The following is a 20,604-nucleotide window of genomic DNA, read 5'->3' as shown; positions in this document are numbered from 1 at the left end:
TGCGGGGCTCAGTGTGCGGGACCGGGGCGCGGCCTGGTCGGCGGCACCTGGCCTGGACGCGCGCCGCTGCCTTCCGGCGCGGCGCCCGGTTGTGCTCCCTCGACCCAGAGCGCATGGTGCGCCCTGGCCCAGTTCTCGTCGACGCTGCCGTGGCGCATCGCCTCATAGGCGCCGGGCGTGCCCAGCGTGCCGATATAGATGTGGCCCATGGCCGCGGCCATATAGAACGTGGCGCCGGCGACGTGAAGATAATTTGCTATCTGCATCACGTAGCGGGTCTGGCCGAAGTTCACGAAGTCCAGTACCAGGCCGGTGATCGACATGACCAGGCCCAGCAGCGTGACGCCGAACCAGAACCAGGCTTTTTCGCCGGCATTGAAGAAGCCAGCCGGCACGTGCTTGTGCGAGACCAGCCCCCCGCCCTGCTTCACCCACTGCCAGTCGATGCGATTGAAGAAGTTACGCCGCAGGAAAGTGAAGAACATCAGGATCGAGCACAGCACGAACAGCGGCCCGACCACGTTGTGCAGGTATTTGGAGATGATCGCAACCCAGGAAAACAGCGTATGCCCCATCCAGGGCATCAGGATGTTCTTGCCGAACATGATGATGATGCCGGTGACCGCCAGCGCGATGAAGGCAAAGGCCGTCGCCCAGTGCACGATGCGTTCCCAGCTGTTGAAGCGCTGGATGCGCCGGCCCGTCGGCGACGGCTCGACCCTGGCCGCGCCGCCCACGGTGCGCCAGAACACAAAGATCAGCAGCGGCACCGCCAGCAGGATGGTGCCGGTGGCCAGTGCGATCGGTCCGTTGCGCAAGGTGCGCCAGGTATTGCCGCCGCGCTGGACGATGACGTTCGCTTCGGTGGTGCCGTACTGGCCCAGGTAGTGGCGGTCGATATGGACCCGGCCCGAGGCGGCCGAGTCGAGGCCGGGTTCGCGCACACGCGAGTCGCCCTCGACCTGCAGCATCGTCTGCTCTTCGGCATAGGCCGGGACCGCCTTCTTGTTCGGCACGCCCGCCCATGCGGAGGCCAGCGTCAGGGAAAACGCCAAAGCCAGCATCAAGGCGAACAGCGCGCGCACGGCATTGAATTGGGCTCGCATGGTCGGCTCCTAGGGATTGGCGCGGTTGTACTCGTTCTGCTGGTTGTTGCGATTGATGATCGCAGCGTTCCAGGAGAACTTGTCGTTATGGAACAGCGTCTGGAAATGGCGCGTGTCCTTCTTGCCCGCGTATTGTCCCTTGACCCAGGCCGGATGCTGCTCCACCTCCAAGCAGCCGGACAGGGCCAGCACCAGCGGCATTGCCGCGATCAGTAGCAATCGTTTTTTCATAGCGGCAGGCTCCCCGGATCGTTCTGGCTCGCGTCAGGTTGCTGGTTCACGCGCGGCAGGTCGCCCGTGGCCTTGCGCGGGCCGCCGCGCTTGTTCGGGCCGTAGGCGATCTTCCAGCCCCACAGTTCGGGACCGTAGCCGCGCGTTTCGACGCGCTGGCGGTAGATGTCGGCAATCAGGTTCGCCTCTCCGCCCAGCAGGGCCTTGGTGCTGCACATCTCGGCGCAGGCCGGGAGCTTGCCCTCGGCGATGCGGTTGCGGCCATATTTCTTGAATTCTTCGTCCGACGTGTCCGCTTCCGGTCCGCCTGCACAGAAGGTGCACTTGTCCATCTTGCCGCGGTGGTTGAACAGGCCCGTGGACGGGAACTGCGGCGCGCCGAACGGACAGGCGTAGTGGCAGTAGCCGCAGCCGATGCACTGGTCCTTGCTGTGCAGGACGATGCCGTCCTCGGTGTGATAGATGCAATTGACCGGGCACACTGCCAGGCAAGGCGCGTCGGTGCAGTGCATGCAGGCGATCGATACCGAGCGCTCGCCCGGCACGCCGTCGTTGATGGTGACGACGCGGCGCCGGTTCACGCCCCAGGGCGTTTCGTTTTCGTTCTTGCATGCGGTAACGCAGCCGTTGCAGTCGATGCAGCGCTCGGTATCGCAAATGAATTTCATCCTTGCGGACATGGTTATCTCCTGTTCGGTTTCCGCAGGTTCGTCAGGCGCGCACGAGGCGGCACAGCGATACCTTGGTTTCCTGCATCATCGTGACGGCGTCATAGCCATAGGTCCAGCCGGTGTTGATCGCCTCGCCGCGCACGGTTGGCGCGCCGCCTTCCGGATAGTGGCGCTCGAGATCGTCGCCCATCCACCAGCCGCCGAAGTGGAACGGCGCCCAGACCAGGCCCACCGGCACCCGCTCGGTCACCATCGCCATCATCTTCAGGCGCGCGCCGGTCGGCGTCTCGATCCAGACGAAGTCGCCGATCTTGATGCCGCCCTGGACCGCGTCGCGCGGATTCACCTCGACGAACATGTTCTGCTGCAGCTCGGCCAGCCACGGGTTCGACCGGGTTTCCTCGCCGCCGCCCTCGTATTCGACCAGGCGGCCCGAGGTCATGATCATCGGGAAGTCCTTCGAGAAGTCGACTTCCTGCACCGATTTGTAGAGCGTCGGCAGGCGCAGGAAATTGGCCTTGTCGTCGTAGGTCGGGTATTTGGCGACCAGGTCGCGCCGCAGCGACATGATCGGCTCGCGGTGGGTCGGGATCGGGTCCGGGAAGTTCCACACATTGGCGCGCGCCCGCGCGTTGCCATACGGTGCGCAACCATGCGCGATGACGACCCGGATGATGCCGCCCGAATTATCCGTCTTCCAGTTCTTGCCCTCGGCCATGGCCTGCTCCTGGGGCGTGAGTTCGGCCCACCAGCCCAGTTTCTTCAGGAACACGTGGTCGAACTCCGGATAGCCGGTATCGAGTTCGGAATCCTTGTTGGTCGAGCCGTCGGCGGCCAGCAGGGTCTCGCCGTTGTGCTCGACGCCCCAGTTGGCGCGGAATGGCAGGCCGCCTTCGGCCACGCTCTTGCTGATGTCGTACAGGATCGGCGTGCCCGGGTGCTTCATCTCGGGCGTACCCCAGCATGGCCACGGCAGGCCGTAATAATCGCCCTTGCAGGGACCGGACTCGGCACGCAGCGTGGTCGGGTTGAAGGTGTGCTTGTTCTCCATGTGGAGCTTGAGGCGCTCGGGCGAGCAGCCGGTGTAGCCGATGGTCCATAACGAGCGGTTCATCTCGCGCAGGATGTCCTCGATGACCGGCTCGTTTTGCACGACCTTGATGTTCTTGCACAGTTCGTTATGAAAGCCGAATTTCTTGGCGAACAGGTACATGATCTCGTGGTCGGTCTTGCACTCGAAGAGCGGCGCAATGACGCGCTCGCGCCACTGGATCGAGCGGTTCGAGCAGGTCACCGAGCCATACGATTCGAACTGCGAGGCGGCCGGCAGCAGGTAGACGCCGTCGGTGCGGCCGTGCATGGACGCCGTCATGCTCGGGTACGGGTCGATCACGACCAGCATGTCGAGCTTTTGCATCGCCGCCTTCATGTCGGGCAGGCGGGTCTGGCTGTTCGGCGCGTGGCCCCAGTAGACGACGGCCTTCAGATTGGACGGCTGGTCGACGTACTGGTTTTCTTCATTCACGGCGTCGAACCAGCGCGACACGGTGACGCCGGGCTTTTCCATCAATTCCTTGGAACCGAAGCGCGACTGGATCCAGTTGTAGTCGACGCCCCAGGCATTCGCGAAGTGCTTCCAGGCGCCTTCGGCCAGGCCGTAGTAGCCGGGCAGCGAGTCGCCGTTGGGGCCGACGTCGGTCGCGCCCTGCACGTTGTCGTGGCCGCGGTAGATGTTGGCGCCGCCGCCGGGAACACCGATATTGCCCAGCGCCAGCTGCAGGATCGACAACGCGCGCACGTTGGCGGTACCGACGTGGTGTTGGGTGATGCCCATGCACCAGACCACCGACGAAGGCCGGTTCTTGGCCAGCATCTCGGCCGCCATGCGCACCGAGGCTTCGGGCACGCCGGTAATGTCCGAGACTTTATCGGGCGTCCATTTCGCCACTTCCTTGCGCACGTCGTCCATGCCGTAGGTGCGCGCGGCGATGTATTCCTTGTCTTCCCAGCCGTTATTAAAAATGTGCCAGAGGATGCCCCAGACCAGCGGGATGTCGGTGCCGGGACGCACGCGCACGTAGTGGTGGGCGAAGCGCGCCGTGCGGGTGAAGCGCGGGTCGACCACGATCATCTTCGCGCCCAATTCCTTGGCGTGCAGGAAGTGCAGCATCGAGATCGGGTGCGCCTCGGCCGGATTCGAGCCGATGAACATCACGGCCTTGCTGTAGTGCAGGTCGTTGAACGAGTTCGTCATCGCGCCGTAGCCGAAGGTCTGGGCCACGCCCGCGACCGTCGTCGAGTGGCAGATGCGCGCCTGGTGGTCGCAGTTGTTCGAGCCCCAGAAGGACATGAACTTGCGCAGCAAATACGACTGCTCGTTGCTGTGCTTCGAGCTGCCGATCAGCATCAGCGAATCGGGACCGGATTGCTGGCGCAGCTGCAGCAGCTTGTCGCCGATTTCGTTGATCGCCTGGTCCCAGGAGATCCGGGTGTACTTGCCGTTGACCAGCTTCATCGGGTAGCGCAGGCGGTGTTCGCCGAAGCCGTGCTCGCGCACCGAGGCGCCCTTGGCGCAGTGGGCGCCCATGTTGATCGGCGACTCGAAAGCCGCTTCCTGGCGCACCCAGACGCCGTTGCTGACCATGGCGTTGACCGAGCAGCCGACCGAGCAGTGGCTGCAGACGGTGCGTTTCAGTTCGGTCTTGACGGGCTCGGCGGCCGCGGGATCTGCCGCTTGCGCCGGCTCGATGACGTTCAGCGGCAGCTGGCGCGCCAGCGCCCCGGCCCCGGCCGCGACGCCGGCCCCGACCAGGAACTTGCGCCGCTTGACGCCTTTGTCGTTGGAACTCTTTACTAAAGACATGGCTGGTCTCCGGGTACGCTCACCAGTAGGCGGCGGTTTTATAGTAATGACGAATGTGCTCCGTCTCGTGGTAGCCGCGTTTGACTTCCGGCTTCGCCGCCTCCGCGGGCGCCAGTTCAGGCTTCGCGTCGGCGCCGCCGGCGACCACGGCCAGCGCGCCCAGCGGCGCGGCCTTCAGGAAGCTGCGGCGCGACGGGTCCGGTGTCGGCTCCCCTGCCCTGGTTTGCTCGTGCTTGGTGTCCATCGCTTTTTCCTCGCTAGGGTTAAACATCGAAGCCGTCCTCCACCGCGAATGCTTCGGCTTCGATCGCCAGCAGCGCGGCGACGAAAGCCGCGATCAGCCGGTAGAAATTGGCACCCTCGGCGCTGCATATGTCGTTCAGGCAGCGCGCATACCAGGGCGCGATGCGCGACTCGAAAAAGGCTTTCTGGCGGGCCAGCGGCTGGCGCGGGATGCTGGCGCCGCCGGCGATCAGCACGCGCATCGTTTCGCACAGCACGCCGAGATGGTCTTCCGATTCGCCGGCGCCGCGCACGCGCCCGATGCCGAAGACGGCCAGGTCGGCGCGCAGTTCGGCCAGCGGCGTATCGTGCATGAAGCCCGACAGGTAGAGCGAGCCGTAGGGATTGACGGCGGGCGTGCCGCTGCTGATGAAGAGAAGGTCGAATTCGTCGGCCACCGCGGCGGCGTCCATGACGCTCGCGGCCAGCACCAGTTTTTCCCAGGCGTCGGACAAGGCATGGTCGCCGCCTTCGGCCAGGATCGGGTCGGCCGCGGCAAGGCCGGCGAGCAGCGCCGCGTCGGGCGGGGCCAGCAGCAAGCGGGCCGCGAGGGCATATAAATCGCTGCGTGCCTGGTCTTCCGGAGCGAGCGGCAGGAGCAGTGGCAGCGGCGCGGCGACCGGAGCGCCAGCGCGGACGGCGTCATGCGCCGTGGATGGGGGAGTACTGGTTGATGCAGACTGCATGGACACTGGCGCCGCTCCGTTAGTAAATCTTCATTGAAAGTGTAGTCTCTCGTCCACAATTCCCGCGCACGGTTGAACTTTTTTGTCCACTTTCAGCGCATCCCGGCGGCATGCATGATCATCCGGATCAGGCTGGCGACGACATACAGCGCCAGCACCCCGCCCGCCCACAGCACGAACATCCAGCCGAGGCGCCGCAGCCAGAGGCGGCGCTGCGGCTTGTTTGCGAGGGAGTCCCGCATCAGTGATACCCCGCATCAGCCTTGACCTTGCCGCGGAATACCCAGTACGACCAGACCGTGTACATCAGGATGATGGGCAGGATGAAGAGCGTGCCGACCAGCGCGAAGCCCTGGCTCGCCGGCGGCGAGGCCGCTTCCCAGATCGTGATGAAAGGCGGGACGATGTGCGGCCAGATGCTGATCGCCATGCCCGTGTAGCCGAGGAAGACCAGCGCCAGCGCGGCCACGAACGGCCAGCGATGCGGGTTGCCCTTCAATGAACCGAGCAGCACCACAATCGACAGCAGCACCAGCACCGGCACCGGCATCAGGAAAACGATGTTCGGGAAGCTGAACCAGCGTTCCGCCACCGCCGCATCGCGCAGCGGGGTCCAGATGCTGACCACGACCACGGCGGCCAGCAGCATCAGCGCGAACGGGCGCGCCACCTGCACCATGCGGTCGTGCAGCTCGCCCTCGGTCTTCATGACCAGCCAGGTGCTGCCCAGCAGCGTGTAGGCGATCATGACGCCGAAGCCCGCCAGCAGCGGGAAGGGCGCGACCCAGTCGAGCGGGCCGCCGGCGTAGCTGCGGCCCGAGACGGTGATACCGTTGAGGAAGGCGCCGAGCGAGACGCCCTGGAAATAGGACGCGACCACCGAGCCGCCGATGAAGGCCTTGTCCCACAGGTGGCGCCGGTTGTCCTTGGCCTTGAAACGGAATTCGAAGGCCACCCCGCGAAACACGAGGCCGATCAGCATGAAGATCAGCGGCAAATACAGCCCGGTCAGGATGATCGAATACGCCACCGGAAAGGCCAGCAGCAGGCCCTCTCCTCCCAGCACCAGCCAGGTCTCGTTGCCGTCCCAGACCGGCGCGACCGTATTCATCATCGTATCGCGGTCGCGTTTTTCTTTAACGAACGGGAACAGCATGCCGATGCCGAGGTCGAAGCCGTCCAGCACCACATACATGAACACGGAAAAATAAATGATGACGGCCCAGATGACCGAGGTGTCGATGCCCATGTCAGTCTCCCTTGCGGCCTTGCGGCAGGCTGCCGGCCGTGCCGTCGTCGTCATTGTCGACGTCGGCCGCCGACATCGGCCGCATCGGGGTGCGCTCTTCGCCCGGTCCGCCCGCGGTCGCCCGGTGCAGCTCGAAGGCCTGCGGGCCCTTCCGCATCATGCGCAGCACGTACACCACGCCCGCGCCGAACACGAACAGGTAGGCCGCGACGAACAGGGCCAGCGTCAGCGCGACCGACGCCGCGCCGTGCGGCGAGACGGCGTCGGCTGTCCTCAGGACGCCGTACACCACCCAGGGCTGGCGTCCGACTTCGGTCGTCACCCAGCCGGCCAGGATGGCGACCAGCCCGGCCGGGCCCATGCACAGGGCCGCGCGCAGGAAGAGCCGGGTGGTAAAGATGCGCCCTCGCCTGCGCAGCAGCAGGCTCCAGGCGCCCAGTGCGATCATCAACAGGCCCAGGCCCACCATCAGCCGGAAGCTCCAGAACACGATCAGGGAATTGGGCCGGTCCTCGCGCGCGAACTCCTTCAGGCCGGGGATCTGGCCGGCCCAGGTGTGCGTGAGGATGAGACTACCCATGTGCGGCACCCCGACCGCGTAGCGGGTCTTCTCGGCATCCATGTCCGGTATGCCGAACAGCAGCAGCGGTATTGCCTCGCCCGGCTCGTTCTGCCAGTGTCCTTCCATCGCGGCCAGTTTGGCCGGCTGGTGTTCGGCGGTGTTCAGGCCATGGAAGTCGCCGATCACGGCCTGGATCGGCGCGACCAGCAGGATCATCCACATCGCCATCGACAGCATCTTGCGCACCGCCGGGTTGTCGGACCGGCGCAGCAGCTGCCAGGCACCGGTCGCGCCGACGATCAGGGCGGTGGTGAGATAGGCGGCCACCACCATGTGCATGAGCCGGTACGGGAACGAGGGATTGAAGACGATCGCCAGCCAGTCGGCGGGCACCATGCGGTTGCCCTCGATGGCATAGCCCTGCGGCGTCTGCATCCAGCTGTTGGCGGCCAGGATCCAGGTGGCGGACACGAGCGTGCCGGCGGCCACCATGCAGGTGGCGAAGAAATGCAGCCCCGGACCGACCCGGGTCCAGCCGAACAGCATCACGCCGAGGAAGCCGGCTTCCAGGAAGAAGGCGGTCAGCACCTCGTAGGCCAGCACCGGCCCCATGATCGAGCCGGCGAACTCGGACATATAGGCCCAGTTGGTGCCGATCTGGTAGGCCATCACGATACCGGAGACCACGCCCATGCCGAACATGACGGCGAAGATCTTGAGCCAGAAGTGGTACAGGTCGACATACACCTGGCGCTTCGTCCTCAGCCAGGAGAACTCGAGGACGGCCAGGTAGCTGGCCAGGCCGATCGTGACCGCCGGGAACAGGATGTGGAAGGACATCGTGAACGCGAACTGGAAGCGTGCCAGATCCAACGCCGATACGCCGAACATGTGCTCTCCTCGTGGACTGCGGTGTCCAGAATCTAGCATGGCTCAGGGCGCGCACAATTGGCAATCGGGCGGGAACGGATGCCGATTAACTGTTGCGTCCTTTTTATCCGGCCTGCATGAAACGCAGATAAGGCTTCATTGTCGTTTTTATCGGTGACACTATTTATTCAGTTGCCCGCTCGCACTGTCTTTTGGGCTAACAGATATTTATCTGCTGCAAAGATATTTCCTTCCAAACGAGTCGTCGGCACTTAACTTTGTGGGAATCCTGTATGCGTGCGAGATATCATGGCGAACCCCTTGCGACCCCGCTGTTGACGGAAGGCGAAACCGGCCGGTTCGGATTCATGTTCGGGGACCTCGCGGCCAGTCCCGAAAACCGCCTGGCCAGTTCATCGATCATGACATCACCCTGACCGAATTCGAGCGCAACGCGCAAGGCCAGCCGGCCGATATTTTCAACGTCATCAAACTGCCGGATTTTCCGGTATTGACGCCGCAGCAGGTGATGGACAGCCTGGTGAACCGGCGCACCGGCGTGCTCGATCTCGACAGCGTCTACAAGCTCGACGGTGCGGAAGGGACGACGGATTCCGATGGGTACATGGTGATGGGAAAAGTTACCGAGGTTCCTGAAGAGTTCCGGCCGATCAAGACCGCCGATCTCCACCATGACCTGCCGCGGCTCCCTCCCCAGGAAGACCAGGACCTCGATCGCAAGGCCATCATCGGCGATCCCCGCAACGACGAGAACCTGATCACGGCGCAGATGCATGTCGCCTTCCTGCGCTCGCATAACGCGCTCATGAAACGGGACGGGCTCACTGCGGAGCAGGCACGCATGGCCGTGCGCCGGCGCTACCAATGGGCGGTGCTGCATGATTTCCTGCCCAGGATTTGCGCGCCGGCCGTGGTGGAACAGGTGCTGGCGGGCGGGCCGTCCGCCTGGAGGGCCGACGGTCTTTCAGCGCTCTTCATGCCGGTCGAATTTTCCGCCGCGGCCTATCGCTTTGGACATTCGATGGTACGGCAGGAATACGATTACAACGACACGTTCAAGCCTGAAGGCGGACTGGCTCCCGCGACCTTCAACTTCATGTTTACGTTTACCGCCTTGTCCGGCGACATTGCCCCACTCCCCGGGCCGGATAAACAGTTCCCGTCCCTGCCGAACAACTGGATCATCGACTGGGTCAGGTTTTTCGAACAGGGCGACACGGCCGGCCGGAATCCCGCACGAAAAATCGATTGCCGGATCAGTCCCGAATTGAGCAAGCTGCGCGATACCGCCGGCATGCCGATCGAATCGATCATGGGTCGTCTTGCCGCTCGCAACCTGTTGCGGGGTTATTTACTCGGACTGCCGACCGGCCAGGCGGTCGCCCGCCGGACCGGCCGCGAGCGACTGGCCGAAGACACGATTCTTGCTGCGGTTCCCGCGTCCAACCGCGCGCGTTTCATCGCCGCGGGTTTTCACAAGGCCACGCCGCTGTGGTTCTACATTCTTGCCGAGGCCGCGGCAGTTTCCGACGGCAACCATCTGGGGAATGTCGGAAGCCTGATCGTTGCGGAGACCTTGTGGAACCATGTCAGGTTCGCCGATGACAGTGTGGTGGCGAATCCGCCCTCCGATGCCGAGCTGGGCACGGGAGAATTCACCCTGCGCGGCTTGATCCGCATCGGCCAGGACGCCGCATTGCCGCCTTTGTGACAGGCGCTGCACCTTGCTGGCCGCCGCTGCACTTGTTGACCGCCGCGTAACGTAGGGTGGGCACGCCCACGCGGAACGCGCTGCAGCGTTGGCCTGGTTCCAGTGTCGTGGCTCGTATTCAGGAGTGCGTCCGGATGCGTGGTTCGCGGCACCTGTTCCGCAAACACGATGCGACATTCCGCGTGGGCATGCCCACCCTACGTCGCACCGCAGCCGCGCTCTGTCGGCCGTCGCCGCGTCCTGGCGATCGATCTATCCGCCGTCCCGATCCACGGCAGTATCAGGAAACCCGGCGCATCCGGCCGAGCGTCTATAATCGGGCGACCACTCCTTTCTCCATTCCCATGCGCCAGGCCCTCCCACTTCCCGCCGTAGCGCCGATCAGCCTCGGCGCCATCAAGGCCAGCTGCAGCGCCTGCAGCATGCACCAGCTGTGCCTGCCGATGGGACTCGACGCCGCCGACATCACCCGGCTCGACCAGGTCATCGGCGCGCGCCGGCGCCTCGCGCGCGACGAGCGGCTGTACACGATGGGCGAACCGTTTCGCAACCTGTACGCGGTGCGCTACGGCCACTTCAAGACCTACCAGGTGAATGCCGCGGGCGAGCAGCAGATCACCGGCTTCCAGATGGCCGGCGAACTGCTCGGCATGGATGCCATCAGCGGCGAGCGCCACCAGTGCGACGCGGTGGCGCTGGAAGACAGCGAGGTATGCGAGATCCCGTTCGCGCGCCTGGAAGAGCTGTTCGGCCAGGTCCCTGCCCTGCTGCGCCACTTCCACCGGATCATGAGCCGTGAAATCACGCGCGAGCAAAACGTCATGCTCTTGCTCGGCAACATGCGCGCCGAGCAACGCTTCGCGGTGTTCCTGGTGAACCTGTCGGCCCGCTACGCCGCGCGCGGCTATTCGCCGACCGCCTTCGGCCTGCGCATGTCGCGCGAGGACATCGGCAATTATCTCGGCCTGACGATCGAAAGCGTCAGCCGCCTGCTGTCGCGATTCAGGAAACAGGGCTGGATCGAGGTCGACAAGCGCGAGGTGGTCCTGCTCGAGCCGGCCAGGCTGAAGGCGATCGCCGCCGGCACCGACCAGTGCAGCCCGATGGCCTGAGGCGGTCCTCCACTTGCCCCGGCACGCCGCGCCCATGACGCCGCCGCCCAAGCTGGCGCGCGCATCCGTCGGAATCGGCTAGAGTATTTTCAACGCTGCTTTTTTGAAAACACCCACTATTTGATTCCAGGAAACCGCATGCCCATCTCGCAATCCCTCCACGAAGAAGTCGCCAGGCGGCTCGGCGCGGCCCGTGAAGCCGCACTCGCCACCGCGCGCGCCCGCCTGGACGCCGATCCTTCGGGCGACGAGCCGCCCGTCATCTCGCCGCGCGCCCACCTCGTCCAGAACGACGACGCCCCGACCGCCGAAATGATCGCCCACGACGAAGAACATTTCGCCGACCACGAAACCGCCCTGCTGCACGAGATCGACGCCGCCATCGGCCGCCTCGAATCGGGCGGCTACGGCATCTGCGAATCCTGCGGCTGCGAGATTCCCGAACAACGCCTGCTGGCCACGCCGACGGTGCGCACCTGCGTGCCCTGCCAGGAACGCATCGAGCGGGAAGAAGGCACGGGCCGCGGGCCCACGATGTAAAGCAGGGCCGGCACTGCACCCGGTGGCCGAAGGCCGGAATCGGCGAACGATTCACACCGGTCGGAGTGCCCGAACGTCACGCTATCGCGGCCGGCGCTCGCCCGAACTTGAATACCGACAGCGCCTGCGACAGGCGCGCCGCTTCTTCCGCCACATTATGCGAGGCCGCCGCCGACTGTTCCACCAGCGTCGCATTCTGGCGCGTGATCGCGTCCAGTTCCGCCATCGCGGCATTGACTTCGCCGATTTCGCCGCCCTGCTCCCGGCTGGCCTGGGTGATGTCGTGCATGATGCCGGCCGCGTCCCGCACCGAGGCGACGACCTCGCGCATGGTCTGGCCGGCTTCGCCCACCAGCGCATTGCCCTGCGCTACCTTTTGCACGGAATCCTCGATCAGGGCCTTGATTTCCTTCGCCGCGCCGGCCGAGCGCTGGGCCAGGCTGCGCACTTCGCCGGCCACGACCGCGAAGCCGCGGCCCTGCTCGCCGGCGCGGGCGGCCTCGACCGCCGCGTTCAGCGCCAGGATATTCGTCTGGAACGCGATGCCGTCGATCAGGCCGATGATGTCGACGATACGCGCGGCCGAGCTGCTGATCTGGCCCATGGTGGCGCCGACCCGTTCGACCGCATCGCCGCCACGGCCGGCCACGCTTGCCGCCGCGCCCACCAGGCCGTCGGCGCGGTGGGCGCTGTCGGCATTGCGGCCGGCGGCGCCGGCCACCTGCCCGAGGGTGGCGACAGTCTGCTCGAGGCTGGCCGCCTGCGATTCGGTGCGTCCCGCGAGGTCGACGTTGCCGGCGGCAATGTCGCGCGTCGTGGTCTCGATCGAGCGCACGTTGCTGCGCACGTCGCCGACGATGGCCTGCAAATTGATGTTCAGCTGGCGCAGTGCGCGCAGCAGCCGGCCGAACTCGTCGCTGCGGCCCGTCTCGGGCAGGTGCAACAGGTCGCCGCCGGCCAGCGCATGCACGGCGGCCGTCGCTTCGCGCAGCGGCGCCAGGATCGCTTGCCGCAGCCCGGCCCAGGCCGCGAGCGTGGCCAGCACGCCGAGCGCAGCCACGCTACGCCACAGCGCGCCATCGGCAGCCAGGCCGAACGCAGCCAGCATGGTCGCCTGCATGCCCATCACCAGGCCCAGGCGGCGTCCGAGCGGCAGTCGGCGCAGGCCGGCCAGGCGCGCCACCAGGCCGGTGCGTACCGCACGCCCGCCGCGGATGACCAGCGCGCCCTGTTCACCGGAGCGGAACTTTCGGTACAGCTCGCTTGCGCTTGCCACCTGTTCGCGCGTCGGCGTGGTGCGCACCGACATGTAGCCGATGACGCGGCCGTCTTCCTTGACCGGCACCACGTTCGAGACCACCCAATAAAAGTCGCCGTTCTTGCGGCGGTTCTTGATCATCCCGGTCCAGGGCTGGCCGGCCTGCAGCGCCTGCCAGAGGTCGGCGAAGGCCTCTGGCGGCATGTCGGGGTGGCGCACGATGTTGTGCGCCTTGCCCAGCAGCTCGTGCTCGGGGAAACCGCTGACTTCGATGAAGCTCGGGTTGACGTAGGTGATGCGGCCCTTGGTGTCGGTCTTCGAAACGATCGACTGGCCTGCTTCCATCCGGTATTCGATGCCGGTAACCGGCAAATTGCTGCGCACGATGCTCTCCAATATTGCCGCATGGCAAATTTATAAGCGGCCGATTGTACCGAAGAGTATTCTTCGAAATCCTTGATCTGGGTCAAAAATTTGCGCTTGACTGTTCGGAACCGGGAGTATGTGCTCAGCCCGCGCAGCGGGGAGCGGATGCTAATATTGCTCGATGGACAATCTTACCCACTCCCTCGTCGGGTTCGCGCTCGGCGAACTGACCCACCGCCTGCTGCCGCGCGAGGCGGATCCGGCCGGCGCCCCGATGCGGCGCCGCCTGTTGCTCGCCGGCGCTGCGCTGGCCAGCAATTTCCCCGACGTCGACCTGGTCCTGACCTCCCTCGCCCCTGAACCGCTCGGCTACCTGCTGCACCACCGCGGCCACACGCACACTCTGCTCTGGGCCCTGCCGCAGGCGCTGCTGCTACTGGCCGTGCTCTGGCTGTCCTGGCCGGCGGCGCGCGCCCTGTTGCGCACCAGCAGTCCGGCACGCCGGGGACTGCTGGCGGCGGTCGGCGCCGGGCTGCTGCTGCACCTGGGCATGGACGCGCTGAACGTCTACGGCATCCACCCGTTCGCGCCCTTCGATCCGCGCTGGTATTACGGCGACATGGTTTTCATTGTCGAGCCCATGTTCTGGCTGGCGCTGGGCACGCCGCTGGCGGCCCATGTGGCGCACCGCGGGTGGCGCCGCGCCCTGCTGGCACTCCTGCTGCTGGTGCCGGCGCTGTTCACGCTGGCCGGTTTCCTGCAGTGGGGCTCCCTGCTGGCACTGGCGGCGGTGTGGGCGCTGGCACTCGTCGTCACGCGCCGCGCCGGAGAACGGGCCGCGCTGCTGGCCGGGGTGGCGCTGAGCCTCGGCTTCGTGCTGCTGCAAGGGGCGATGTCCCAACAGGCGCGGGGCGAACTGCGCGCCGCGCTGGGGCGGGACGACCCGTCCGCGGTGATCCTCGACCTGCCCTTGTCGGCATTTCCCGCCAATCCGCTGTGCTGGGGCGCGATCGCCGTGACGCGCGAGGGGCCCGACGGCTACCGCGTGCGCCGCGGCGTGCTGAGCCTGGCGCCGGGCATCACCCCGGCTGCCGCCTGTCCGGCGGCGATCGGCGGAGTACGCGTGGCCCCGGGCGCGGCGCCGCTCGCCTGGGCCTGGGAAGAGCGCGGATCGCGGGCGGCGCTGCGCGCCCTGCGACAACGCGATTGCCGCTTCGACGCCTGGCTGCGCTTTGCGCGCGCGCCCTCGTTGGCCAAGGGCAGCGCCACCGATGTGCGCTACGGCGTCGCGGGTGCGCCGAATTTCTCGACCCTGCGGCTCGATCCCGGGGCGGGGCGGCCCTGCTCGCCTGATTGGCCGCACTGGGGCTATCCGCGCGCCGACCTCCTCGGCCTGCCCTAGCCCTGGAGCACCGGGCAAAGCCCTTATGGCGGCGTTGCATCGTCTCGCCGTACCAACCTACTGCCTTCGACGCTGCGTCTTGCCCTGAGGGCTTTGTTTGGCGCTCCTGGTCCGGCGTCAAGCCCCATGCATTGTCGAGTTGGTAACAGAACACGGCCATTTCGCTTGCATTGTATGCAACGAGATTTATACAGTATGCTTACCCAAAGTTACAGGACAGGCAGGCGAAGCCGGCGGTATTCTTCGCGCCCTGTCCGGACCGGGGAGGCTGGATGGTTCCGAAACGATTGCTCTGCATTTCGCCCGACGACCTGGCCGCGGTCGACCGCTTGCAGGCGGACATGCCCGACTGGCAGATCCGCACCGTGCGCAGTGTCGACGAAGCGCGTGCCGAGCTGCGCCAGGACGGCTGGCTGGTCGGGCTCTTGATGCAGGTGATCGGGTCGCGCCCGTATCTCGAGGTCGAGCGCTTCCTGCGCCAGCACAGCGCCGTGCAATGGATCGGGGTATTTCGCGCCGAGGCCCTCGCGGCGCCCGGCTGGCGCGACCTGGTGGCCGACTACCTCTGCGACCACCACACGCTGCCGCTCGACACGCGCCGTCTCGCCGCCACGCTTGGCCACGTCCACGGGCACGCGCTCTTGCGCCGTCCGCTGGCGCGCGCGGGTGCGGCGCCCTCCGCCCTGATCGGCAGCTGCGATGCGATGGACCGCCTGCGCAGCCAGGTCGAACGGGTCGCCAAGGTCGATGCCCCGGTGCTGATCTGGGGCGAAAGCGGCAGCGGCAAGGAACTCACGGCCCAGGCCATCCACCGCCAGTCGCTGCGCTCCACCGGTCCGCTGGTACCGATCAACTGCGGTGCCATCCCGCCCAACCTGATCCAGTCCGAACTGTTCGGCTACCAACGCGGCGCCTTTACCGGCGCGGCGCGCGACAAGGTCGGCCTGATCGAGTCGGCCAACGGCGGCACGCTGTTCCTCGACGAAATCGGCGACCTGCCGAAAGACCTGCAGGCGAATTTGCTGCGCTTCCTGCAGGACAAGACCATCCTCCGGCTCGGCGCCACGCGCGCCATTACGGTCGACGTGCGCGTGATCTCGGCCTCGCACGTGGACCTGCAGCGGGCGGTGGCACGCGGCGATTTCCGCGAAGACCTGTATTACCGGCTCAGCGTGCTGCCCGTCAGCGTGCCTTCGCTGCGCGAGCGCCGTGAGGACCTGGTCGAACTGGCCGAGCACTTCTTCCAGCAATACTCAGCCGACAAGTCGCCACGCCTGAAAGGCTTCAGCAGCCGGGCCCTGGCGGCGATCGCGGCCCATGACTGGCCGGGCAATGTGCGCGAACTGATCAACCGCGTGCGGCGCGCGCTGGTCATGGCCGACGGCAAATGGATCGAACCGGACGACCTCGACCTCGTCATGCCCTCGCCGCCGATCGAAGCCGTGCTCGACGATGCGCGCTGCAGTTCCGAGCGCCACGCGATCCGCACCTGCCTCGACCGCACCGGCCAGAACGTCAGCCGCGCCGCGCGCGACCTCGGCGTCTCGCGCACCACGATGTACCGGCTGCTCGCCAAGCACGGCATGCGGCCCTGAGCGCGCGCCACGTCTTCCCTCCCCTTCCTTGCGCTATATCCCTGCGCTCCACACCTGGGCCCGCGTCCGGCCCAGGCCTTTTGCGTCCCGCCTTCCCGTCAGCTCAGGCACAGAATACAGATCAGTGACACAAGGGGGTAGCAAGGACCATAAGCCGGCACCAGGGCGGTTCACCGCCCGTTGGCTCGGCCCAAGCCGCTACCGCCGAGTCGACCCGAGCAGACACTGTCCACCTCCGGCTCTGCCAAACGGCACACAAATGTGCCGGTTCCGTTACAGCTTCATCGCATTAGATTCCTGATAACAATGGCGATACGCAATTTCATCAGTTGAGCATGGAAACGTCCTTGGCTATCAACGATTTGAACAGCCGATTGGCATCTGGCATCCGTCTTGCATAGACACAGATTCAGCTGGTATGACCGCCAGTCGAACTCAACCACACACCCGAGGGGAATTTGCATGAACAAGACTTTGCTCGTCACTGCCCTGTCGCTCGCTTTCGGCCTGAATGCCCAAGCCCAGACGACGGACCCGACCACGGATAACTCCGACAATTCGACTGTCACCCGTACGGTGACGCGGACCACCGACAATTCGAATCAAGGCAACGACTCGTCGACCACCACGACCGACAACTCGAACCAGGGCAACAATTCCTCCACCCATGACAGTTCGGGCCAGAATCGCAGCAGCGGCGGCGCGGACGCGGCGGCTGTCGGCGCGGTCGCCGCCAACAACGGCGGGAGTGCGACCTCGACCTTCTCGAATGCCTTCAACACCTCCAGCGCCACCGCCAACAGCACGCTGAACGGCACCGTGACCGGCAATGCGATCAACAACATCGGCAACGTCGTCAATAACACGGGCGGCGCCAACGGTGCGGCGGCCACGGGCGGTGCGGGCGCCGGCGGCTGGGGCGGCAACGCGCGCGGCGACGGCGGCGCGGGCGCCTCCGGCACCGGTGGCACGGCAGCCTCGGGCTCAACCGGCGGCAATGCCGGGACCGGCTCTGCCGGCACCGGCAGCGCGATCGCCGGTGCGGCAACGGCTGGCGCCGGCGGCGCCGGCGGCCTGGCCTCGGGCGCATCGAGCGGTGCGGGTGCCTCGGGCGGGGCGGGCGGGGCCGGTGGTTCGGGCGGCTCCAGCGGTAACGCCGGCGGCGGCACCGGCGGCGAGGGCGGCATGAGCGGCGCCGGCACCGGCGGCGCCGGCGGCGGGGCAATGGGTGGCGACGGCGGCAACGGCGGCAACTCCGGCCGTACCGTGGCGGGCGCAGGCGGCTCCGGCGGCATGACCGGCACGGCAGCGGGTGGCGCCGGCGGCAACGGCGCTGCGGGTGCGGCCGGCGGCATGGGCGGCGCGGGCGCATCGGGCGGGCGCGGCGCGGCAGGCGGCATGGTGACCGTGGGCGGCGCGACGACCAGCGGCGACGCCAGCGGCGCGGGCGCCACTGGCGGCAGCACCACGGCCTCCAGCGGCAGCGGCGCATCGACCCCTGATTCGACCGGCGGCGCCAGCGGCGCGGCTACCGGCGGCGCCTCGACCGGCACCGGCGGCACTGTGACCGGCGGCGGCAACGTGGCAACGGCCGGCAGCGGTACCGGCGGCGCGGGCGGCACGGGTGCGGCCGGCGGCGCGGGCGGCGCAGGCGCGACGGGCGGCAACGGCGGCACGGCCGGTTCGGGCGCGACCGCCACCAACACCGCGGGCACGGGCGCAGCGGGCGGCACGGCAAGCGGTGGCACCGGCGGCGCGGGCGCAGCCCTGTCGAGCAGCGGCGGCGCGGCAGGCGCCGGCAGCAGCGGCACGGGCGGTGCAGGCGGCTCGGCCACGGCTGGCACCTCGACCGGCGGTGCGGGCGCGACGGCAGGCGCAGGCGGCGCGGGCGGTTCGACCGGGCTGGCTACGAACACCGGCGGCGCGGGCTCGACCGGCGGCGCGGCCACTTCGGGCAGCGCCACCAACGGCTCGACAACCTCGGGCGCGGCGACGGCCGGCGCCGGCGGCGCGGGCGGCACGGGCGGGGTGGGCACCGGCGGCATGGGCGGCGCGAGCGGCGCCAACACCGCGGGCACCGGTACCGGCGGCGCCGGCGGCACGGCGACCGGCGGTGCTGGCGGCACCACCACCGTCGACGCGGGCAGCTTCGACATGTCGAACGCCATGTCCAACGTCGGCCAGTCGGCTGCCGGCGTGACGGTCCTCAGCCAGAACAACGGCTTCTCGTCCCTGATCCAGCAGAGCGTCAACGTCCAGAGCAACCTGGCCGTCGGCCGCTGAGATGGTCATCCGGTAGCACGCTAGTACGGACTGCCGCGCCCCCCGGCGCGGCAGCATTCCGGATCCAGGGAGACACGATGAACACGATTTTTGCACGCAAGCGTTTGCACCGGGCCTGCGCCATCGCGCTGGCCGCTGTGTTGGCCGGTCACGCCGTCGCCGGCGAACCGGTCGCGACGGCACCCGCGCAAACCCGCACGCCCGCGCTCGACGGCATCGCCCAGGTGCTCACCGCACCGGCCCTGCTTGCGCCGCAGGCGCAGCGCAGCACCCTTTCCATCGGCGGCGACACGTTGCAGGCGGTCGATGTCGACAAGCTCGAGCACGAACGCGGCCGCGCCGACACCGTCCTCAACGACACCAAAATCAACGGCGACGTGGCGAACAACAGCGCCACCAACGTCACCACCGGGTCGAACACGATCGACGCCGGCTCGTTTGCCAACATGTCCGGTATTCCGGTGGTGATCCAGAACAGCGGCGCCAACGTGCTGATCCAGAACGCCACGGTCGTCAACCTGCAGTTCAAATGAAACGTCCACTGCTTGCCTGGTCCCTCGCCTTGCTGCTCGCCCCGGCCCTTGCCGGGGCCGGCGCGGACGCCGCTGAGCTATCGTTGCCCAACGGCATGCGCGTCGGCAGCATGCCGGTCAAGAGCATGAAGGACTTGCGCTTCCAGGCCACGCTGCGCCAGCAGTACGACTTCAGCTGCGGCTCGGCCGCGCTGGCCACGCTGCTGACCCATCACTACGACACACCGACCTCGGAACAAGTCGCGTTCGAGGAAATGTACATGAGCGGCGACCAGCAAAAGATCCGGCGCGACGGCTTCTCGCTGCTCGACATGCAGCGCTACCTGAAACACCACGGCTTCACGGCGAACGGCTTCCAGCTTCCCCTCGACAAACTGATCGAAGCGAAGCTGCCCGCCATCGTCCTCATTTCCGACAACGGCTACCAGCACTTCGTCGTGGTCAAGGGGGCCGACGATGGCCGCATCCTGCTGGGCGACCCTTCGCGCGGCACGCGCCTCATGGCGCGCGCGCGCTTCGAGTCGCTCTGGGCCAACCGGATCCTGTTCGTGATCCACGAGGGTCCCGTCAAACCCGGCTTCAACCAGGCGGCCGACTGGCGCAACGCGCCGCGCGCACCGATCGGCGAAGGCGCCAGCCGCGCGCTGGAAAGCACCTACGGGCTGCCGAAATTCGGCCCCGGCGATTTTTAAGTGCAAGGACTCACCATGCGGTTCATTACTTCCCTGCCGCTCCTGCTGCTGTCGATGGCGGCGCACGCCGCTGCAGCGACGGATTCCCCTCCCAATGCGGCTCCCGATGCGCCTGCGCCGGCACGCATCGACGCAGACAGGGCCTCGCCCTTCGACGCCGCCAACGCGGTCGACGGCGCCACCCTCGACGGCGCGCGCGGCGGCTTTCTCACGGGCGACGGGCTGATGGTCAACCTCGGCCTCGAGCGGCTCGTCAGCATCAACGGCAACGTTGTCGAGCGCACCGAACTGCAGCTCGGCGACATCGGCAAACTGGCACGCGGCGAAGCGGGCATTTCGCCCCAGGCGCTCGGCGAATTGCGCCTGATCCAGAACGGCGACGTGCGCACGATGGCCACCAATGCGCAGAACCTGCTCGGCGGCACCGTCATTCAGAACACGCTGAATGACCAGGTGATCCGGAACCAGACCTCCATTAACGCCACCGTGAACACGGCCGGAATGTTACGCGCGCTCAATTTTGGAACAAGCCTGAATAATGCTTTGTCAACAGCCGTAGCGCCCCGCTGAC

The 20,604-nt window shown here is 66.8% G+C and carries 19 protein-coding genes; 9 read left to right on the top strand and 10 right to left on the bottom strand.

Going from position 1 to position 20,604, the window contains the following annotated elements:
- Positions 1-8 precede the first annotated feature (8 nt).
- The 9 genes from AC1MEM_RS13355 to AC1MEM_RS13315 all read right to left on the bottom strand — a co-directional run bounded on the left by AC1MEM_RS13355 (position 9) and on the right by AC1MEM_RS13315 (position 8,541).
- A complete protein-coding gene (locus tag AC1MEM_RS13355) occupies positions 9-1,106 on the bottom strand; it encodes a formate dehydrogenase subunit gamma (RefSeq protein ID WP_499471112.1) in 1,098 nt (365 codons plus the stop codon).
- Between the two features lie 9 nt (positions 1,107-1,115).
- On the bottom strand, positions 1,116-1,337 hold the full coding sequence (locus tag AC1MEM_RS13350) for a YceK/YidQ family lipoprotein (protein ID WP_499471110.1): 222 nt from the start codon (positions 1,335-1,337) through the stop codon (positions 1,116-1,118).
- A complete protein-coding gene (gene fdh3B, locus AC1MEM_RS13345) occupies positions 1,334-2,017 on the bottom strand; it encodes a formate dehydrogenase FDH3 subunit beta (protein WP_499471108.1) in 684 nt (227 codons plus the stop codon). The genes AC1MEM_RS13350 and fdh3B overlap by 4 nt, the downstream gene beginning before the upstream one ends.
- A 31-nt stretch (positions 2,018-2,048) precedes the next feature.
- Positions 2,049-4,871, bottom strand: a complete 2,823-nt coding sequence (locus AC1MEM_RS13340) for a formate dehydrogenase subunit alpha (protein WP_499471106.1) — start codon at positions 4,869-4,871, stop codon at positions 2,049-2,051.
- Positions 4,872-4,890: 19 nt separating this feature from the next.
- Entirely contained in the window at positions 4,891-5,115 is a 225-nt protein-coding gene (locus AC1MEM_RS13335; protein WP_499471104.1) for a twin-arginine translocation signal domain-containing protein, read from the bottom strand.
- A 19-nt stretch (positions 5,116-5,134) separates the two neighbouring features.
- A complete protein-coding gene (locus AC1MEM_RS13330) occupies positions 5,135-5,839 on the bottom strand; it encodes a TorD/DmsD family molecular chaperone (protein ID WP_499471102.1) in 705 nt (234 codons plus the stop codon).
- Positions 5,840-5,931: 92 nt separating this feature from the next.
- Complete coding sequence (locus tag AC1MEM_RS13325) at positions 5,932-6,081, bottom strand: DUF2474 domain-containing protein (protein ID WP_499471100.1); 150 nt, start codon at positions 6,079-6,081, stop codon at positions 5,932-5,934.
- A complete protein-coding gene (cydB, locus tag AC1MEM_RS13320) occupies positions 6,081-7,088 on the bottom strand; it encodes a cytochrome d ubiquinol oxidase subunit II (protein WP_499471098.1) in 1,008 nt (335 codons plus the stop codon). Before cydB ends, AC1MEM_RS13325 begins: the two co-directional genes overlap by 1 nt.
- Position 7,089: 1 nt before the next feature.
- Positions 7,090-8,541: a cytochrome ubiquinol oxidase subunit I gene (locus AC1MEM_RS13315; RefSeq protein WP_499471096.1), complete on the bottom strand. Its 1,452-nt coding sequence runs from the start codon at positions 8,539-8,541 to the stop codon at positions 7,090-7,092.
- A 259-nt stretch (positions 8,542-8,800) separates the two neighbouring features.
- Between AC1MEM_RS13315 and AC1MEM_RS13310 the strand changes: the two genes are divergently transcribed.
- The 3 genes from AC1MEM_RS13310 to AC1MEM_RS13300 all read left to right on the top strand — a co-directional run bounded on the left by AC1MEM_RS13310 (position 8,801) and on the right by AC1MEM_RS13300 (position 11,904).
- A complete protein-coding gene (locus AC1MEM_RS13310; protein WP_499471094.1) occupies positions 8,801-10,252 on the top strand; it encodes a peroxidase family protein in 1,452 nt (483 codons plus the stop codon).
- Positions 10,253-10,596: 344 nt separating this feature from the next.
- Positions 10,597-11,364, top strand: a complete 768-nt coding sequence (gene fnr, locus AC1MEM_RS13305; protein WP_499471092.1) for a fumarate/nitrate reduction transcriptional regulator Fnr — start codon at positions 10,597-10,599, stop codon at positions 11,362-11,364.
- 138 nt (positions 11,365-11,502) lie between these two features.
- Positions 11,503-11,904, top strand: a complete 402-nt coding sequence (locus AC1MEM_RS13300) for a TraR/DksA family transcriptional regulator (protein ID WP_499471090.1) — start codon at positions 11,503-11,505, stop codon at positions 11,902-11,904.
- A gap of 76 nt (positions 11,905-11,980) precedes the next feature.
- Here the strand turns inward: AC1MEM_RS13300 and AC1MEM_RS13295 are convergent, their stop codons facing one another.
- The gene (locus AC1MEM_RS13295) at positions 11,981-13,546 is read right to left on the bottom strand and encodes a methyl-accepting chemotaxis protein (RefSeq protein ID WP_499471089.1); all 1,566 of its coding nucleotides are present in this window, start codon (positions 13,544-13,546) and stop codon (positions 11,981-11,983) included.
- Positions 13,547-13,709: 163 nt separating this feature from the next.
- Here AC1MEM_RS13295 and AC1MEM_RS13290 point away from each other — a divergent pair, with 163 nt between their 5' ends.
- The 6 genes from AC1MEM_RS13290 (at position 13,710) to AC1MEM_RS13265 (ending at position 20,603) form a co-directional block, all read left to right on the top strand.
- Positions 13,710-14,930 (top strand): metal-dependent hydrolase, encoded by a 1,221-nt coding sequence (locus tag AC1MEM_RS13290; RefSeq protein ID WP_499471087.1) that lies wholly within the window; start codon positions 13,710-13,712, stop codon positions 14,928-14,930.
- 272 nt (positions 14,931-15,202) lie between these two features.
- Positions 15,203-16,525, top strand: coding sequence for a sigma-54 dependent transcriptional regulator (locus tag AC1MEM_RS13285; RefSeq protein ID WP_499471085.1), 1,323 nt, complete (start codon positions 15,203-15,205; stop codon positions 16,523-16,525).
- Between the two features lie 462 nt (positions 16,526-16,987).
- A complete protein-coding gene (locus tag AC1MEM_RS13280) occupies positions 16,988-18,808 on the top strand; it encodes a hypothetical protein (RefSeq protein WP_499471083.1) in 1,821 nt (606 codons plus the stop codon).
- A gap of 77 nt (positions 18,809-18,885) precedes the next feature.
- Positions 18,886-19,341 (top strand): hypothetical protein, encoded by a 456-nt coding sequence (locus tag AC1MEM_RS13275; RefSeq protein ID WP_499471081.1) that lies wholly within the window; start codon positions 18,886-18,888, stop codon positions 19,339-19,341.
- On the top strand, positions 19,338-20,033 hold the full coding sequence (locus AC1MEM_RS13270) for a C39 family peptidase (protein ID WP_499471079.1): 696 nt from the start codon (positions 19,338-19,340) through the stop codon (positions 20,031-20,033). The genes AC1MEM_RS13275 and AC1MEM_RS13270 overlap by 4 nt, the downstream gene beginning before the upstream one ends.
- A gap of 15 nt (positions 20,034-20,048) precedes the next feature.
- Positions 20,049-20,603, top strand: coding sequence for a hypothetical protein (locus tag AC1MEM_RS13265; protein WP_499471077.1), 555 nt, complete (start codon positions 20,049-20,051; stop codon positions 20,601-20,603).
- Position 20,604 lies beyond the last annotated feature (1 nt).

The sequence above is a fragment of the Telluria sp. AIW5 genome (genome assembly GCF_056680575.1).
Note: the sequence above shows the minus strand (reverse complement) of the source record. Positions and strands in the feature narration are given on the sequence as shown.

Coding starts and splice junctions, on each gene's coding strand:
- AC1MEM_RS13355 (WP_499471112.1), bottom strand. CDS start 1,106: ATGCGAGCCCAATTCAATGCCGTGCGCGCGCTGTTCGCCTTGATGCTG.
- AC1MEM_RS13350 (WP_499471110.1), bottom strand. CDS start 1,337: ATGAAAAAACGATTGCTACTGATCGCGGCAATGCCGCTGGTGCTGGCC.
- fdh3B (WP_499471108.1), bottom strand. CDS start 2,017: ATGTCCGCAAGGATGAAATTCATTTGCGATACCGAGCGCTGCATCGAC.
- AC1MEM_RS13340 (WP_499471106.1), bottom strand. CDS start 4,871: ATGTCTTTAGTAAAGAGTTCCAACGACAAAGGCGTCAAGCGGCGCAAG.
- AC1MEM_RS13335 (WP_499471104.1), bottom strand. CDS start 5,115: ATGGACACCAAGCACGAGCAAACCAGGGCAGGGGAGCCGACACCGGAC.
- AC1MEM_RS13330 (WP_499471102.1), bottom strand. CDS start 5,839: ATGCAGTCTGCATCAACCAGTACTCCCCCATCCACGGCGCATGACGCC.
- AC1MEM_RS13325 (WP_499471100.1), bottom strand. CDS start 6,081: ATGCGGGACTCCCTCGCAAACAAGCCGCAGCGCCGCCTCTGGCTGCGG.
- cydB (WP_499471098.1), bottom strand. CDS start 7,088: ATGGGCATCGACACCTCGGTCATCTGGGCCGTCATCATTTATTTTTCC.
- AC1MEM_RS13315 (WP_499471096.1), bottom strand. CDS start 8,541: ATGTTCGGCGTATCGGCGTTGGATCTGGCACGCTTCCAGTTCGCGTTC.
- fnr (WP_499471092.1), top strand. CDS start 10,597: ATGCGCCAGGCCCTCCCACTTCCCGCCGTAGCGCCGATCAGCCTCGGC.
- AC1MEM_RS13300 (WP_499471090.1), top strand. CDS start 11,503: ATGCCCATCTCGCAATCCCTCCACGAAGAAGTCGCCAGGCGGCTCGGC.
- AC1MEM_RS13290 (WP_499471087.1), top strand. CDS start 13,710: ATGGACAATCTTACCCACTCCCTCGTCGGGTTCGCGCTCGGCGAACTG.
- AC1MEM_RS13285 (WP_499471085.1), top strand. CDS start 15,203: ATGGTTCCGAAACGATTGCTCTGCATTTCGCCCGACGACCTGGCCGCG.
- AC1MEM_RS13280 (WP_499471083.1), top strand. CDS start 16,988: ATGAACAAGACTTTGCTCGTCACTGCCCTGTCGCTCGCTTTCGGCCTG.
- AC1MEM_RS13275 (WP_499471081.1), top strand. CDS start 18,886: ATGAACACGATTTTTGCACGCAAGCGTTTGCACCGGGCCTGCGCCATC.
- AC1MEM_RS13270 (WP_499471079.1), top strand. CDS start 19,338: ATGAAACGTCCACTGCTTGCCTGGTCCCTCGCCTTGCTGCTCGCCCCG.
- AC1MEM_RS13265 (WP_499471077.1), top strand. CDS start 20,049: ATGCGGTTCATTACTTCCCTGCCGCTCCTGCTGCTGTCGATGGCGGCG.